Genomic DNA, 17,933 nt, shown 5'->3' on the forward strand with positions numbered 1-17,933 from the left:
GTTTGGCATAGTCATTGAAATTATACCCCTATAAATAAAAACAACCTTTATGAAAAACAAATTCAAAATTCTGGGGCTGATGTGTATGGCTCTACTGGCTATTTCGGTGTTTACCATTTCTTGTAGTAAGGATGATGATCCCGCCGATAATGACTTTTTTATCGGTACATATAATGGGGACATCAGTTATCAAGGTGATGGCCAAACCATTACAGATGATGACGGTAAACTTACGGTGGTCAAAGTAGGCTCCTCCTATAGCTTCAAATTTGGCAGTGGGATTCCAGACATTAATAATGTAAAATTTGAGAAAAAGGATGACAACACGTATGTAAGTATTGGTTCAGGCGTTACAGGTATTACCATTACAGCCAGTACCTTAAAAATGCTGGTATCCAATGATGATGGAACATGGACAGCAGATTGTAGCAGATAACGCTGTTGATACTACCCGTTATTTGTATAATAACCCTTAAACCTTTAATGGCCAGGAAAGTATAAAACTTTAAAAAAGAGTTTTTACTCTCCGGCCATTTTTTATTATAATCTGCACAGGACTTTGATATTCAATTGCCACAACTTGGGGTATTATAGGGACAGGGGCACCCTTTATAATTTCCAGCCAGTCCATCCATCTTTTACTTTAAAAAAAATTTTGGCAGTAATTTAAATTCCCTTAACATTGTTATGATAATTACTTTCGGGAACGTTCTCGTAAAATAAAACTACCATAACCCACAACATTAGATTATGAAAAGGATTGTTTTTGTGTTACTCATACTTGCTTGCACTTCCGCCAGTGCCCAGCTATTACAAACGACTCCTAGATTTATTCAAGAATCAACATCTTTACCGATTCAAATAATCCTAAATCCCAATATGGGTAATCAAGGATTGGCAGGATATACCGGCGCAGTATATATCCACCTTGGCGTAATAACAAATAAAAGTGCTGGCGCCAGTGATTGGAAATATGTTCATTCCACATGGGGGGTGCCAGATCCAGCCTATCTTTGTGATAAACTCAATGATGGCAATTGGTCTTTTTCCATCAAGGGCGGTTTGCGTTCATTCTTTGGTATTACAGACACCAGTGAACATATTATTAAAATATGCAGCTTATTCAGAAATACAGACGGAACGCTTAAAGCAGCCAATCGTGATGGTACTGATATGTACCTTTTAGTTTATCAAGATGCATTACAAGTAAGAATAGATTATCCTGTTTGGGACCCCACCTACATTCCAACATATTCGATTACTAATTTGCATCCGGGTGACAGTATTAATGTGGTGGGCTATGCAAGCCGAAAGGCCAATATGACACTTTCACTAAACGGCAATACTGTCAAAACAATATTTGACTCCATAATCGAACAAAAAATCCCGATAACTGATTTGGGTGCTCAACATATCACTTTAAAAGCATCTTTGGGAGACCAAAACACCAGCCAACAACTCAAATTTTCAACAATAGGGCTAACTGATACCTTAGATTTACCTCCAGGCGTTAGTCAAGGAATTAATTATGACTCGACCGACCCCACAAAGACGACCTTGGTACTTTATGCTCCTCAAAAGAAAAATATATATGTAATAGGCGATTTCAACAACTGGACAAAAGGGCAAGAAGCTTATCAAATGCACATTACACCTGACGGTCAGTACTTTTGGTGCACAATACAGCATTTAGAAAACGCTAAACAATACGCCTACCAATATATAATAGACGACAGTCTGATTGTAGCGGATTATAATGCGCATCTTATTTTGGATAAAACCAACGACCCTTATATCGACAAGGCAACTTATCCAGACCTACCGACTTTCCCAGTCAAAGCAACAGGAGAACTAGTTAGTGTACTGCAAACCGGCCAACCTGCCTATAAGTGGAAAACCATGAATTTTTCCAGGCCAAAGGCCAGCGATCTTAGAATTTATGAATTACTGGTTCGGGATTTTACAAAAGCACATAACTGGCAATCTCTTACGGACAGCCTGCAATATTTGCAAAATTTGGGGATTAATGCTATAGAACTCATGCCATTTAATGAATTTGAAGGAAATTCCAGTTGGGGTTATAACCCGGATTTTTATTTTGCGCCTGACAAGTTTTATGGCCCAGCGACCAGCCTCAAAGTATTTATTGACAGCTGCCACGCCAAAGGAATTGCGGTAATCATGGACATGGTGTTAAACCATAGCTTTGGCCAGTCACCAATGGTTCAAATGTATTTTGATACAAGAAAAAACCGACCAGCAAACAATAATCCTTGGTTTAACCCTGTTGCTAAACACGCCTATAATGTGGGTTTCGATTTAAACCACGAAAGTGAAGCTACCAACCTTTTTACAAAAAGAGTTATGACTTATTGGTTGACCCAATATAAAATAGATGGATTTAGATTTGATCTGGCCAAGGGGTATACCCAAAAACAGACTTGCGATGAAAATGGAGAAGGCTGTGACGTTAATGCCTGGAGCGATTATGATGATTCAAGGGTTGCCATCTGGGATAAATATTATGCCACACAACAAAAAATAAGCCCAGGTAGTTATACTATATTAGAGTTCCTTGGGAATAACCAGGAAGAAAAACATTATAGTGATGAAGGCATGTTGCTTTGGGAAAATGGCAATAGCAATTTTAATCAAGTGACAATGGGCTATCCAGATGGAAGCGACCTCTCCTCCTTTATATATTCCAACAGAGGCTGGAAGAACAACAACATGATTGTATATATGGAAAGCCATGACGAGCAAAGACTTATGTACAAAAACTTACAATATGGCAACAATAGCGGGGCATATCAAATCAACGATACAATAACAGCCCTTAATAGAAATGCCATGGCTACCGTATTATGGGCCGCCTTACCAGGACCTAAAATGCTCTGGCAGTTCGGCGAATTAGGCTATGACTATTCCATCAATTACTGCATGGATGGATCGGGTAACGATGATTGTAAGACAGGTCCTAAACCGACCGGTTGGTCATATTTGCAAAAACCGGCACGTGTCAATTTAAGTCAGGTTTATCAACAAATGTTTTTACTCCGGCAAACCTATCCAATGGTATTTAATAAAGGCACTATAGACCCTAATTCAGTTTTAAAACAAACGGACACAAACTTAAAAACACTCCTTCTTAAAAACGACAGTATTGATATAGCCGTGATCATCAATTTTGGCGTTTCAAATACTTCTGTTTCCATCAGTTTACCCGATACCGGTTATTGGTTGCCATTTATTTTGAACGCTGAAAACAAAATAGGCTTTGTCAATAAAAATAAGGCATTTATACTCCAGCATATGGATACCACTTTTTCGCTTCCAGCCGGTGCTTTTCGCGTATTTATACACCCAAAAAGAAAATTAAATCCAGCTTCCTGGCTTACTAATATTACAATCATGCCTCAATCTTCCAAAAATATTATTCGTTGGACCTCGCCAAGCTCAGATGACAGCACACAATATATAATAGAAAAAGCATCATCCGGTGATAAGTATATTCCATTGGGGATAGTGCAGGGAAGCATATCTAATCATGAATATCTTTATACAGATAACAACCCATCAACTTCCTCCACAGGTAGCATTAACTACCGCATTGTAGTCATTAATCAGCATGGAATCACACAAGGTACTGGCAAAACACAAATAAATCCAACGCGCACTTCAAAACGCATGTCTGTCTACCCTAACCCAAGTGCAAATATTTTTCATATATCGATAATAGATAACAAAACGGAAGTACCCTATACAATTTACAACCAAATAGGTAAAACGGTTACCAAAGGCAGTTTATCCTCCACAGGTGGAGATATAAATCTAAGTCAATTAAACACAGGTATTTATTTTATGAAAGTCAAGATAGAAAATAAAGCTTATCTGACAAAATTATTAAAGAAATGACCATTTTGTTTAAATGAACAGCTGGTTGGTTCAATTGGATTATTTATCTTTACCAGACCATGATAGAAGTTACCTGCGCAGTTATAGAAAAAATCTTAAATGAGACAAGTTGCTTTTTGGTCTGTCAAAGATCAGAGAACATGCGTTTGCCTCTTAAATGGGAGTTTCCAGGTGGTAAATTAGAACCAGGAGAAACCAAAGAAGACTGTCTAACCAGGGAAATCAATGAAGAATTAGGAATTAAAATAGAAGTAAATGACCCATTAACACCGGTTACGCACCAATACAACTTTGGTAAAATCACATTGTTTCCTTTCCTCTGCACCATAAAATCAGGTCAGATTAAATTGACTGAACACATTAATTATGTCTGGCAACCAATATCGTTACTAACCGAATTGGATTTCGCACCCGCCGATTTACCCATCGTACAAGAATTAAAAAATAGATGAATACAGGAATTTATGAATCATTAATCACGCTGCAGTTAAAGGAAAAAATCGCTCAACTCGATCCTCAAAGGTATTATGTAGCCGATGGCAAATACCTGGACGCTGGAGAAGCTGTTCATTATTTAAGCCAACACTTGGCCAAGGCCATTCAAACAGCATTCAATTTGATTGCAGAAAAAGATAAAAATCTACAAGTTCAAAAGCAAATTGAGGTGGCCAATAAGCTTTTAACCTATCTGATGCAACAAATTGAATCCTACCATGTTCAGGAAGATCTGATTGCCACAGAAGGTAAAATATTACAAGGTGTAGTCGACAAACTAAACACCGACTATACAGACATATCAACTTATTTAAAAGAAATCACGCCACTTTCCCGTCTTACGCAAAGCGAATTGTTCACAGGGGGAAACGTTGGTCTATCCTTGGATGGAGAACTAAAAAAAGAAATTCGTTCTTCTGATAAAATCGACTTGTTGGTGTCGTTTATCAAATGGAAGGCAATTGTAATCCTCAGAGATGCCCTACAGGAATTCACACAAAAAGGTGGGCATTTAAGAGTAATAACCACTACTTATATGGGCGCTACGGACGCCAGAGCCTTAGAGGAGCTGATCAAATTAAAAAACACAACGGTTAAAGTGTCCTATAACAATGCAAACGAAAGATTACATGCCAAGGCCTATTTGTTTTACAGAAAAACGGGATTCCATACGGGTTATATTGGATCTTCTAACTTCTCCAGATCAGCACTTACAGATGGGCTGGAATGGAATGTAAAAATTACGACCGCAGAGATTCCTCACATTATCGACAAGTTCCAAAAGACCTTTGAATCCTACTGGAATAATGACGAATTTGAAGCGTTTAATGAAGGAAAATTGAAAAACTGAATCAGGCCCTTAAGCAAAATAATACCATTAAGCAATTAGAGCAAATTGCTTATTTTTTCGATTTACACCCTTATCATTACCAAAAAGAAATCCTGGAAAAATTACATGTAGAAAGATCAGTACACCATTCATTCAAAAATCTTGTCGTTGCAGCTACTGGTACAGGCAAAACCATGGTGGCAGCATTTGATTTTAAAAGTTATTTAATAACCAATCCAGGTGCGCGGCTTCTATTTGTCGCACATAGAATCGAAATAATTACCGAAGCACTTCATACATTTAGAAATGTATTAAAGGACCAGAATTTTGGAACGCTTTTAGGTAACGGAGAAAATCCATTCAATAAAACAAATGTATTCGCAACGATACAGTCGCTTACAAGTAGTGACCTTGCTCAATATGCCTCCAATGATTATTATGATTACATCATTGTGGATGAAGTTCATCATAGCAAAGCATCAACTTACCAAAGGGTGATGAAGTATTTCACCCCAAAAATCCTATTAGGGCTTACAGCGACACCAGAAAGAATGGATGGAGTTAGTATTTTACCAGATTTTAATCATCGGATCGCCGCTGAAATAAGATTACCTGATGCGCTCAATAAAGGTTTATTATGCCCGTTTCAGTATTTTGGCATAACTGATCAATTAGACTATAGCCATGTTAGTTGGAAAAGTGGGCATTATGATACGCAGGAACTTACAAATCTTTACACAGGTAATGACTTAAGAGTCGTTTCCATTTTACAGAATATAAGAACCTATTGCAAAGATATTGATAACGTAAGCGCTCTTGGCTTTTGTATAAGCATAGAACATGCAAAGTACATGCAACAAAAATTTGAACGTGCAGGCCTAAAATCGGCATATCTGGTCAGCGAAAACAGTCATCACCGCAAGGAGATCATTCACGAATTTAAAACAAGAAAAATAAACTACCTATTCGTCGTAGATATATTTAACGAAGGGATAGATATTCCACAAATAGACACCTTGCTCTTTTTAAGGCCAACTGAGAGTCTTACGATATTTTTGCAGCAATTAGGACGGGGCTTAAGATTAAATGAAGGTAAAAACATTTTAACGGTTTTAGATTTTGTAGGCCAAGCCAGAGACGAATACGATTTTGAAAATAAATTTCGAGGTTTAATTGGGAAAACACAAACACCAATCTTAAAGGAGATTGAAATGGATTTCCCACATTTGCCATTAGGATGCGCCATTATACTTGAAAGGAAGGCAAAAGAATATATCCTGGAAAATATCCGCAAGGCAACCCAGCTATCCAAAAGAGCACTTATTAGAAAAATTCAAAATTACAGCAGTATTACAGATTTACCATTGACCTTAGAAAATTTTCTAAAGGTTTATAATCTGAGTTTAAAGCAAGTTTATCAAAACTATCTATTTTCTGAATTAAAAGCCATGGCATTTGGCGAGATATTGGAGCAAACAAATTTACGACGTGTAAAGACAATACTTTGTTCTAAATGGCTCGTTACAGACGCCCTTCATTATTTTAGATTTATTCAGGCATTATTGGCTGTTGATTGTGATTTGGACCAACTAGAAAAAACGGCTGAAAACAAAAGCCTGGGATTAATATTATATTATGATTTCTATTCTCAACCACCAATAAATAATTTGACCAAAGGAATTATGGCAATTAATGAAAATAAAAATTTACTTCCCGAAATAAAGGAATATGTTAAAATAAAAATAGATCAAATTACTTTTGAGGAATATCCATGTGTAGATTTGGGATTTTCAATGCCTTTAAAAATTCATGCCCGCTATACCAGAGAACAAATTTTAGTGAGTATGCAATTAAGTACTGCCCAGACAAAAAGTTCAAACAGAGAGGGGGTTGCATTAAACAAAAGCTATAACACTGAAGCTTTATTTATTAATCTCAAAAAAACTGATGAAGAATTCTCACCTACGACCATGTATGATGATTATGCAATCAATGAGGTTAAATTTCACTGGCAGTCTCAAAACCAGACCTCCCCTGAAAGCAGCAAAGGCCTTTCCTACATCAATCAAAAAAAAGAGAATAAGAAGATCCTGCTATTTATCAGGGAAAGTAAAAAGGACAGTGATGGCAACACGCAAGGATATGTTTTCCTTGGTCCTGCACATTTTGAATCATTTTATGGCAGCAAACCCATGTCTATAACCTGGCAATTAGACAATAATATACCAGAATACTTATGGACAGAATCAGCTAAAATGAGAACTGGTTAAATTTATTTCCATAAAAAATCGCAGAATGATAAGCATTAAAACCTAAAATCTGGATCGGGTATAGAACTTTTTTTGTAATTAAGCATACAATTAATCAAAATAGCTGATCTATAACTTAATTCCACTTAATTACTGAAATTAATTATCTAGAAAATCGATAATAAATCACTAACTGTTTTTATAATACAAAGGCAAATTACAACTCAAATTGGTGTAAAATATACCACAAAATATTTTGAAACAGACATCGCTAATGCCTATAAATTAATAATCCAATCATACTATTTCTCCCGCGCGATGAAACAGGAATAAAATAAGGATGGGTAAGGTTCTCAATATAATATTAGGTGCGTTTAATACTTTGTGTAAACAGATGTAAGAGGATACCCACAGATTCGCTTCGTTCAGCTGCCTGTATGGCGGCCCCAAAAATAGGATAATTTTTTATAAGTAAAGGTGCGTCAAAAGTCAATTTTGGATTACTCGCACCAGAGTTTCTATAAAGCCCACAGCCTGGGTCTGAGCCTTTCACTACCCATCGGAGAAAACATATTCCAGCAAATCCTGCATAGTTGGTAATCAACAGAACTTATTCTATGCGCCAAAAAGAAAAAAATTTCGTATAAAGTTAGACTTGCCCTTTACCCTTTAATCTTTCCATAAAATGTTTCATTGTAGTGAACCGTTAAATGGAAGACAAAAGACTAAAAACAACCTATTGCCAGTATTGCACAATACTCAGATGGGAGCCATATCAAATAATAACATAACTCCCGTCTGACATATAATTCCCCTACAGTTAAAGAAAATCCCGGCCCTGGCGGTTGTATCATTAGAATTTAATCAACTTCATTTTTTGTCCCCCTACCAGCACATAATACACCCCCGCCTTTAACTGACTGATATCAATCCTATTCACCCCGGCAGAAAGGGACCGGCTCAATAATTTAAGTCCTGCGGTATTATAAACAGACATAACGGTTACACTGCCGCTTAATTTAATATATATAAAATCCTTCGCCGGGTTCGGATAGATAATGGCTTTTTCATCATTTTCGACTGTACTATTGCCTTCCTGGCTAAGTGTGACAATACGACTATAGGCCTTACTGCCATCCTGATCCACCATAGCCAATCTATAAAAGGCTGTAGATTCTGTTTGCCCCGCTGCATATCTATAATTGCTCCCAGCGGCCTTGCCGCTGGCGGCAATACTGGTCAGCTTTTGCCAACTGGTTGCAGTATTGATATCAACTGCCTTCTCCAACTCAAAATGATCAAAACTGACTTCCAGGGCGGTAGACCATGTAAGGGTGGCCACCCTGTTTTTAACAGCCCCTGTAAAACGGGTCAGCGTAACCGGATTTGCCCCGTCTGTATACTCATAAGCTCCAAGATCAATGCTGAGTCCACTCAGTCTCGGATGCCCAGACAGATCCAGTGTTGTGGCCATAAGGCCGGTATAAAGGCTATTATTACCCACATTGACAGCAGGGCCATTGGTCTGCAGCGTATAATTGCCTGTTGCGGGACTATAAAACACAACATCGTCCGTGAGCGTTGATCCGTCTATATTATTATCAGCGGTACTGCTTTCTCCTTTGATCAGGCTATAGCTAGCTGTATAGTTACTACCTGTAATCGCATCCCAGAGGATAGCGTTTTGTAATGTGTAGGCCCCGCCCCCGCTGGTGACAACACCTAAAGCCCCATTTTCGCTGTTACCCGCCAGTGTCAGATTCGTAAAGCTGTTGCCAGAAGAAAGCAAAACGATGGCCCCCGAACTGGTCAGTTCAGTCGTGTTACCCGTTAGCGCAACGCCCAGTAAATTCAGGGTGCCGGAGGCACCATACATCACACCGGCCCTCGGCGCCTCATTACGGGTAAACAAGCTGGTCTCAAACTGTGTATTGGCCCCCCCGTTATAGACAGCTCCACCGTATACCATCCCATAATTACCCTCAAAAGACGAACGGGTAAATACCGGGCTCCCCTGGTCGGTGGCTACCGCTCCGCCATAACCTGCCGTATCACTGGTAAACCGGCTATTGGTTACCACAGGGGCGCTGTAATTATTATACATAGCCCCTCCATAATTAAGTACTCCTGCTTTATTTTCCGTAAACAGCGTATTTAAAATGGTTGGAGACGCATAGACATTGCGGATACCGCCGCCATTACCGCCGCTGGCATAGCCCCTGCGAACAGTAACACCATCCAGCACCGCCGAATTATCCAGCGCCGTAGTGGCCGTAAAATTATTATCAATCACCCGAACCAGACCGCCTCCATCCAAGATCGTTCCGGTCAGCGTAGTGCCAGAGGCAAGTGTCGCCGTTGAACCGGAACCGGCATCAGCTAAGGTATGCGTCATCTTTGCCGAAGCCATGGCAACAGCAGTGATCGCCGGATTGTGTAGTGCGGCGCTACTGATAACAGTACCACTGCCTGCATTTATTTGCACACCTGCACCCGTATTACGTCTATCAGCGCTTGAAGAGCCGCTGCTAATATTGCTGCTGCTACCATTGGAAGTAGCCGCCATTAAACCAGCAGGCATTATTCGGCTATCGCTTAAAGTTTTGATGCCATTTGCCGGATCAAAACCGCCATAAACAGATACGCCATTTTTCATTTTGAGGCTACTGGTTAAATGATAGGTGCCTACGGCTAAAAAGACCTGACGCACGCCAGGCGCATCTATGGCAGCCTGCAGGCTAGCCATGGCAGCTGGGTTATCCCAGCTGGAGCCATTGGCCAGACCAGCACCTGTACTACTGATATAGATAATACCTGCTGGGTCTGCACTTAATCCTAGTTCATAAGCTCCCATATCAATATCGGTCCCAAATAACCGGCTATTGTTTAAGAGGTCCTTACTGGTCGTCGCCAGATCAGCATCCTGATTTAAATATAGGGTATTATTTCCGGCGTTTACCCCTGGGCTGTTATATGACAATCGATAGTCCCCATTGCTAAAGTCCGCAAACCAGCCTGGATAAATCGAGTTATCTGTACTGACCAGTGAATGATCGGCCGTGATACCGGCAGCCCCCGTTACCCCACCTGCAATCAGACTGTTCTGTGCCAGTAGGGATCCGCCAGCAATTTCTACGGCGTTCCCGGTATTACCTGCAATTGTGGTATTGATGAGTGTAGTAGTAACCATTGCAGAGCCGGCATTCTGATACAGCCCGGAACCATTATTGCCCGTAATAGCCACATTTAATATAACCGGCGCCGCACTGCGGTTATAGATACCGGCTGAGGTGCCGTTGGCTGCAATCAGCAGATTTTTAAGTAAAGGGTTGCTGTTGTAATTAAAGAGACTTCCCTCATTGGTACCTGCCGCACCCGTCAGTGTAAAGCCGTCCAGGACAGCCGAATTACTCAGCCCGTTATTGTAGTTCCAGATGACAGGCCGGGTATTATTGCCGTCCAGTATGGATCCTGATGACAGTCCAGGAGCGATTCTGGCGTCTTCCAACGTCTTTATATTATGATCCGGATCAAATCCCCCGTAAATCCCCACGCCTTCTTTCATGATATAGCTGTTCGCTCCTACCGTATAGCGTCCTGTCGCAACAAAGACCTGACGGACACCTGCCGCGTCAATAGCTCCCTGCAGATCATCTGTAGCGCTCTGCCAGCTGCTTCCGTCTTTATTGCCCGTACCCTGCGGTTTAACGTAAATGATACCACTCCTACCTGGATACAAATTAAATTCATAGGCGCCCTGATCGATAACGGCTCCATAAAGCCTTAAATGCCCCGCCAGATCCCGGCTCAGATCACTGGTATCAGTCGCCGCCTGACGAAGCGCCGGATACAGGGTATTACTGCCAGCGCCGGTGGCCGCGCTACTGGCTTTTAGGCTATAATCATTATTTCCATAATCATTAAAAAGACCAGTTATCAATTCATTATCAGCAGTCATTAAAGAATAATTATTCGTAACACTGTTCAGCACATCCGTTCCACTATTATTTAATACGCTGCCACAAATCAGACTGTTATTAGCCGTCAGACTACCGCTTATTAAAGCAATAGCCTTACCCGCATCTAAACTACTGTTGCCATTACCCGCAATGGTCGTATTATTAAGTACAGCAGCGCCGCCATTTTGATAGATACCCAGCGTATTTTGGCTGATCAGCACACCGGTGACGACCGGCGCGCTATTACTATTATATATACCCGTGGTATTATTAGCCGCAATCATCAGATTGCTAAGTGTGGGCGAACTATAGCTATTATAGACAGCTCCCTGCTGGGTACCGGCAGCATTTGTAATCGTAAAGCCGTCCAGTACAGCGGTTGCATTCAGTCCGTTAGAGACATTCCAGATGACAGGCCGCGTATTATTCCCATTTAAGATACTGCCTGCCGTTAAACTGGGCGAAGTGCGTTTATCTGCAAGCGTGGTCACACGATTATTCGGTTCAAAGCCACCGTAAATAGCCACACCGGATTTCATGATAAAGGAATTGTCTCCTACCGTATAAGTACCGCTGGCCACAAAGACCTTACGTACATCCAGCGCATTAATCCCGCCCTGCACATCGGACGACGCGTTGGCCCAGCTGCTGCCCGTATGATTGCCTGTAGCCGACGTTTTCAGATAAACGATACCCGAGCTATCCGGATAAACAGAAAACTCATAAGCGCCCTGATCAATAGTGCCGTTATAGAGTCTGGCATGACTACCCAGGTCTCTGGTGGTGGTGGAAACACCGCTATATAAACTATTATTGCCTGCATCTACCGCTGTTGAGTTATATGGCAGCGTATAATCCTGACTGTCATAATTATTAAACAAGGTTTTCAGCTGATCCTGATCCGTTAGTGTTACGGAATAATTACGGGTCAGATAACTAGTACCATCAATTCTGCCTCCAACAATACTATTATTCGCCTCCACTGTACCGCCTACAATACTAATGGCGGCATCGTCATTAGCCACTATTGTCGTATTGATCAGATTTGTGACGCTGGTCTGTGTCTGGAACAGCCCTGCTAAGCTGTTATTACTGATACAGACATTAATAAGTGTGGGATTAGCGTTAATACCATACACCCCATTGGTACTATTGCCCGTAATCAGTAAGTTTTTGAGTCTGGGGCTGGTACCGCTATTATAAATTGCCCCCTGATTTTTAGTACCGGCCGCGCCGGTAATGACAAAACCATCCAATACAGCAGTTGAACCCACTGCGTTGTCCACATTCCAGATCACCGGACGCGTATGGTTTCCGCTTAAAATAGAACCAGCTGTATCTAGTAGATTCATTACCGGCGCTATTCGCTTATCATCTAAGGTTTTGATATGATGGTCCGGATCAAATCCGCCATAAATACCCACCCCTTCTTTCATAATATAAGAGTCATCTCCAACCGTGTAAGTACCTATACGCACATAGACCCTGGATACATCGACCCCGTTTATGGCACTTTGCAGATCATTGGTTGCATCGTCCCAGCTGCTGCCATCTTGTTTACCCAACGCTGCCGTGCCGACATATACAACACCGCTCGCATCAGGATGCACGACAATACCCTGATACTCATACGCGCCCATATCTATTATACCCGATTTATTAAAATGATAGACCCTGTGTTTACCACTGAGATCTAATGTACTATCTGTCAAAGTACCATACAGGCTATTGTTTCCATGATTAATAGCCGGTGCGTTGCCTTTCAAGGTATAATCACCACCAGCCGGGTTTTTAAAGATATTTCCCAGCGTCACCCCGGTCGCATTTAAATTACCATTAGCGGTAGCCGTGCTACCTTCTATTAAACTGTACTGATAATCCGTACCCGCAAAAGCAGTAATACCACCATAGGCGATACTATTATACAGCGCGACATTCCCCTCCGTCTCAATGGACATATTATCTGTACCACCGGTATTGCCTGCAATAGTCGCATTCACCAACTTAATCACCGATCCTGACCCCATCTGAGAAATACCGTTGCCATTGATCAAAACGTCCGCTGTAGCTGTATTACCGGTAATTTCTACATCTTCGCCGATAATATTGGTTTCACTTAGCCCCAGGATACCGCCGCTGGCTCCGCCTGTATTGCCCGAGATTTTCACCCTGCTTAGATACATATCTGACACGGAAGTGTCACATATAGCCCCACCCCGGCCGGCCACATTGCCCGTAATGATAAGGTTTGAGAGTACCGGCACGCTATTGCCCAGATAGAGTCCACCACCGCTGGTACCCGCTTTATTACCAGACAGTGTGCTCCCGGACAAATAAAGTGCAGAATTATCCGCATAAACCCCGCCTCCATAGGTTGTCGCCTGATTATTTTTAATGGTTACGCCATTTATTTCTACAGAGCCACTTTCACTTACGATTCCTCCACCCGGACCACTGATCACTGTATTTCCAGAAATTTCACCTCCCTGAATCCTTGTCATAGAGCTCATATTCATCATACCACCACCAGCCAGACTGGCTGTATTACCCATAATCTTTACATTGGTATAAGTAGAGCTGTCCTGCGAGTTACAGATGCCGGCACCGACAATGGAGCTGTTATTAGAGATTGTACCACCCGTAATTTTCAGGCTACACACTATATTAAAGATCCCTCCACCTGCCAGCGCAATCAAGGAAGTATCCCGGCCAACATTTACACCTGCCTGATTATTAATAATAGAGACGTTATTAAGCCTACTATTACTATACCAGTTCAGCATGCCTCCACCATTATTATTTTTAATCACCACATTATTTAAACCTGGACTGGATTTATAGCTATAATACCCCCGCCCAGTCCCTGCATGGAAAAATATAAGTCGGTCATATCACCGGAAATACTATAATTGCTGATCAGGTAATCCGTTCCATTGGCATTGCCCCCGGTAATGGTAAATCCATCCAGCATTGCACTATCTACCGCACCTATAGCAAGCACCACATGGAAAACATTATCGCTATCCTGGCCAGCAACACCAATATCACCACTTAAAATAGTGCCATAATCACCTGTCAGCCTGGTATCAGACAGTGCCTTAATATTATTTGCCGGATCAAATCCTCCATAGAGCTGTACATTGGGCAGCAAATTAAAGCTCTTATCCCGGTTACTCACCGTCATGGAAGAGGCTACGCCCGTTACATATTTCGGTTTATACGTTCCCTTGGCCACAAAGATCTTCAGCGGGGCCTCAGCCGTATAATCCCCAAATCTCTGTACATATTTTAAGGCATCGGAAAGGTCAGCAATGGCATTTCCCCAACTGGTTCCATCCCCTTGGCCACCACGCACGTTTTGATTCACATACAAAATATTATCAGCCAGGTTCATCTTTGGCGCTTCCAGCGCCCCCAGATCCAAAACCTTCACGATGACCCTGTCATTGCCTGCCAGATCATAGCCATCAGCGCTGATCCCCCCAAATGTGGTGGCTAGATCCATCTTACCTGCATTGATAGCTGGCGAGTTCCAATTCAGGGTATAATCGCCAGCAGCAGGATTTTTAAACACCTCTGACTCGCTATATACCATACTGGAGCCAGTATTATCAATAATGGAAGCCTGCAGCATTTCCATTAAATTACCGGACGTAGTCATAGCCCCCAGACTACTTAGATTCCCGTCGATAATAGAAACCAGTGAAGCCGAACCATTAACATGCCCAAAAACAATGGCGTTCACCAGTGCATTACCACTGCCGACAACCGCATAACCGCCTTGACTGGTATTATCAGCAACCGTCAGATTAGAGCAGCGAAAGCCACTTCCGGTCTCTGAATAAATAGCGCCGCCATCTCCTGTAGCCGTATTACCCGTTATCAGTACATTAGCCATGGTAATGATGGAAGTATTACCATAAACCCCTGCGCCGTTCACCGCTGTATTACCTTCAAGCTTTACCCGGTCAACCAACGTGACACCTCCCGTAATGGCACTTGCATTCAAACTATAATAATAATAAATACCACCCCCGTTTGCCATAGCGATGTTATTTTTAATCAGTAGATTATGTAAGGTTGGTGCCGCAAAATTATTATAGATGCCTCCGCCGTTTTCTGCCTTTCCGCCTGTAATGGTAAAGCCATCCAGAACTGCAGTATTTGTCAGCATGTTAGTTAAACCAAAGCTGTTTTTAATCACGCTTGCTTTACCATTACCCTGCAATACAGACCCATCGCCAAGACCTTTGCCCTGACAGGCCAAAATGCGGTTGTCATCCAGGCCTACAACCCCATTATCCGGATCAAAACCGCCATATATCGCCACATTTTCTTTCATATTGAAACTATTTGTCAGGGGAACATCATAGACCCCGATGGCCACATAGACACGTAAGACACCCTTTGCGTTAATGGCAGCCTGCAGGTCTCCGGCAGCACTGTTCCAACTAATCCCTGTACCGGTAGCCCCGGCTTTCACATAAATAATTCCGTTACCATCCGGGCTCAATCCATTTTCTGTATTACCATCATTAGATCCATACTCATAGGCACCTACATCAATCGTTACTCCAGCCACCCGTAGATTTGTCGCCAGATCTTTAGAGGTTTCATTCATACCCGTAAACTGCGTATATAAATTCATCTGCCCCGCATCTTCGCAGGCAGTTCCGGCGAGCAAGGTATAATCCTGATGAGAAGGGTCCTTAAATAACTGGGCTGCAGTAATGGAAGTACCATCCAGATCACCAGGATTTACAGCTGCCTGTCCTTCTATAAGACAGGCCGTCTTTATTGCAACCCCCGTGATGCCTCCAAACACAATGGAGTTAACCATCATCACCTTATCATCTCCCACAATAGCATGGACTGCGGCATTATTTATGATAGTTGTGTTAGCCACGAAAGTATTCCCACCCACATTATAAAGCGCCGCGCCATCATCAGTGGCACTGTTACCAGCCACCAACACGCTGGCCAGCCTTTGGCTGGAGGTACTGAGATAAACACCGCCGCCATTGGCAGCCTGGTTATTGATAATTTGGCAACTAATAATGGTTGCCAACTGACTAGCATTGCTGCTTAAGCCGTAATCATAATATAGCCCGCCTCCATTTGCGGTAGCCCTATTGTTTTTAATGACCAGATTATTGAGCAGCGGAGAAGCATACTGATTATATATACCGCCCCCGTTTTCTGCCTCGCCACCCGTAATCGTAAAACCGTCCAGCCTGGCAGAGATATCCATCATATCCCCCGGCTGACCAATATTACGCACGACACTATGTGCCCCGTCGCCAAGCAAAACAGCGCCTTGAGCCGTATCCTTATTGGGCAGTATCCTTAAACTGTCTAAATTAACAATTCCATGATCCGGATCAAAACCACCATAAACCGCTACATTAGATTTTAACCCAAAACTCCCGGAATTAGGTACCCGGTAGGTTCCGGTGGCCACATAAACCTGTGATACCCCGGCAGCATCAATCGCTCCCTGCAGGTCCCCTGTCGCATTATCCCAGCTTCTGCCATTACCCGTAGAGCCTGCCTTCACATAAATAATTCCACGCTCATCCGCAGCCAGGGTACTGCCCGCCTGTACGAGCTCCGAGGCATTGCTCTCCTGGGCGCCCAGATCCATCGCCGTGCCTGCAACCCTTTGATTACCTACAAGATCACTAGAAGTAGCCGTGGAAAGACTGGTAAATAAAGTGTAATTAGCGGCACTGGCGGCGCTAATAGCCACAGCGCCCGCAAGCAAACGATAATCAGCATTTGCCGGGTTATTAAACACTTGACCCTCAGCCAGATTAGTTCCGTCCAGATTACCGTTTGCGATATCATCTACTCCCCCGATCAGACTATTTTGAGCTGTCATCTCTCCGCTAATACCTCCGAAGACAATAGAATTCAACGACATAATATTACTTGCACATACAACTGCCACGCTGTCCGCTCCACTAGCCGTACTTTTATTACCCGCAATCGTGGCATTGACCAGATATACCACACCATCCGGACAGTAAAAAGCACTTCCTGCTCCACTAGCTGTATTGCCTGTAATCTCTGTGTTAGCAAATCGTTGATTACTATTACTGATATATACGCCAGCCCCATGAACGGCAGTGTTAGCAGATATTTTTACATTCACAATAAGCGCCAACTGACTAGGATTGGCATTATTACTATTACCATAATAAATACCCCCGCCGTTCTCGGTTGCTGTATTACCTGTAATCAATAAATTTTTAAGCGTGGGAGAAGCGTAACTGTTATATATCCCCCACCATTTTCTGCCTCACCACCGGTAATGGTAAAGCCATCCAATATGGCCGTATAATTCAGCATACTGGTGGCCGAAAAGTTGTTTTTTATAACACTTCCTGATCCATTCCCTTGCAAAACAGATCCTTTAATAGCTCCCTGACACTGCATGAAGCGGGTACTATCCAGTGTACTGATACCATTATCCGGATCAAAACC

The 17,933-nt window shown here is 42.2% G+C and carries 8 protein-coding genes; 5 read left to right on the forward strand and 3 right to left on the reverse strand.

Translation table 11 applies throughout. From position 1 onward, the window contains the following. Nucleotides 1-49 precede the first annotated feature (49 nt). The 5 genes from FSB73_RS01090 to FSB73_RS01105 all read left to right on the forward strand — a co-directional run bounded on the left by FSB73_RS01090 (nt 50) and on the right by FSB73_RS01105 (nt 7,509). Nucleotides 50-436 carry a hypothetical protein gene (locus tag FSB73_RS01090; protein ID WP_146779772.1) on the forward strand — a complete coding sequence of 129 codons (387 nt, stop codon included), beginning with the start codon at nt 50-52 and terminating at the stop codon, nt 434-436. Nucleotides 437-750: 314 nt separating this feature from the next. Further along, complete coding sequence (locus FSB73_RS01095) at nt 751-3,915, forward strand: alpha-amylase family glycosyl hydrolase (RefSeq protein WP_146779773.1); 3,165 nt, start codon at nt 751-753, stop codon at nt 3,913-3,915. A gap of 59 nt (nt 3,916-3,974) precedes the next feature. Further along, nucleotides 3,975-4,367 (forward strand): (deoxy)nucleoside triphosphate pyrophosphohydrolase, encoded by a 393-nt coding sequence (locus FSB73_RS01100; RefSeq protein WP_146779774.1) that lies wholly within the window; start codon nt 3,975-3,977, stop codon nt 4,365-4,367. Further along, nucleotides 4,364-5,260: a phospholipase D-like domain-containing protein gene (locus FSB73_RS23635; protein ID WP_225974346.1), complete on the forward strand. Its 897-nt coding sequence runs from the start codon at nt 4,364-4,366 to the stop codon at nt 5,258-5,260. Before FSB73_RS01100 ends, FSB73_RS23635 begins: the two co-directional genes overlap by 4 nt. 44 nt (nt 5,261-5,304) lie before the next feature. Beyond that, the gene (locus FSB73_RS01105) at nt 5,305-7,509 is read left to right on the forward strand and encodes a DUF3427 domain-containing protein (RefSeq protein ID WP_225974734.1); all 2,205 of its coding nucleotides are present in this window, start codon (nt 5,305-5,307) and stop codon (nt 7,507-7,509) included. 832 nt (nt 7,510-8,341) lie between these two features. Here FSB73_RS01105 and FSB73_RS01110 read toward each other — a convergent pair. Genes FSB73_RS01110 through FSB73_RS01120 form a run of 3 tightly spaced genes read right to left on the reverse strand, consistent with a single transcriptional unit; the run spans nt 8,342 to nt 17,885 of the window. Further along, nucleotides 8,342-14,257, reverse strand: coding sequence for a choice-of-anchor Q domain-containing protein (locus FSB73_RS01110; RefSeq protein ID WP_146779775.1), 5,916 nt, complete (start codon nt 14,255-14,257; stop codon nt 8,342-8,344). A gap of 8 nt (nt 14,258-14,265) precedes the next feature. Beyond that, a complete protein-coding gene (locus FSB73_RS01115; RefSeq protein WP_146779776.1) occupies nt 14,266-17,691 on the reverse strand; it encodes a beta strand repeat-containing protein in 3,426 nt (1,141 codons plus the stop codon). Next, nucleotides 17,688-17,885: a hypothetical protein gene (locus FSB73_RS01120; protein WP_146779777.1), complete on the reverse strand. Its 198-nt coding sequence runs from the start codon at nt 17,883-17,885 to the stop codon at nt 17,688-17,690. The genes FSB73_RS01115 and FSB73_RS01120 overlap by 4 nt, the downstream gene beginning before the upstream one ends. Between the last annotated feature and the right edge of the window lie 48 nt (nt 17,886-17,933).

Source organism: Arachidicoccus ginsenosidivorans, from assembly GCF_007971385.1.
Classification (GTDB): domain Bacteria; phylum Bacteroidota; class Bacteroidia; order Chitinophagales; family Chitinophagaceae; genus Arachidicoccus; species Arachidicoccus ginsenosidivorans.

Excerpts from the sequence above, each read along its gene's own strand:
- FSB73_RS01090 (WP_146779772.1), top strand. The coding sequence starts at position 50 with ATGAAAAACAAATTCAAAATTCTGGGGCTGATGTGTATGGCTCTACTG.
- FSB73_RS01095 (WP_146779773.1), top strand. The coding sequence starts at position 751 with ATGAAAAGGATTGTTTTTGTGTTACTCATACTTGCTTGCACTTCCGCC.
- FSB73_RS01100 (WP_146779774.1), top strand. The coding sequence starts at position 3,975 with ATGATAGAAGTTACCTGCGCAGTTATAGAAAAAATCTTAAATGAGACA.
- FSB73_RS23635 (WP_225974346.1), top strand. The coding sequence starts at position 4,364 with ATGAATACAGGAATTTATGAATCATTAATCACGCTGCAGTTAAAGGAA.
- FSB73_RS01120 (WP_146779777.1), bottom strand. The coding sequence starts at position 17,885 with ATGCAGTGTCAGGGAGCTATTAAAGGATCTGTTTTGCAAGGGAATGGA.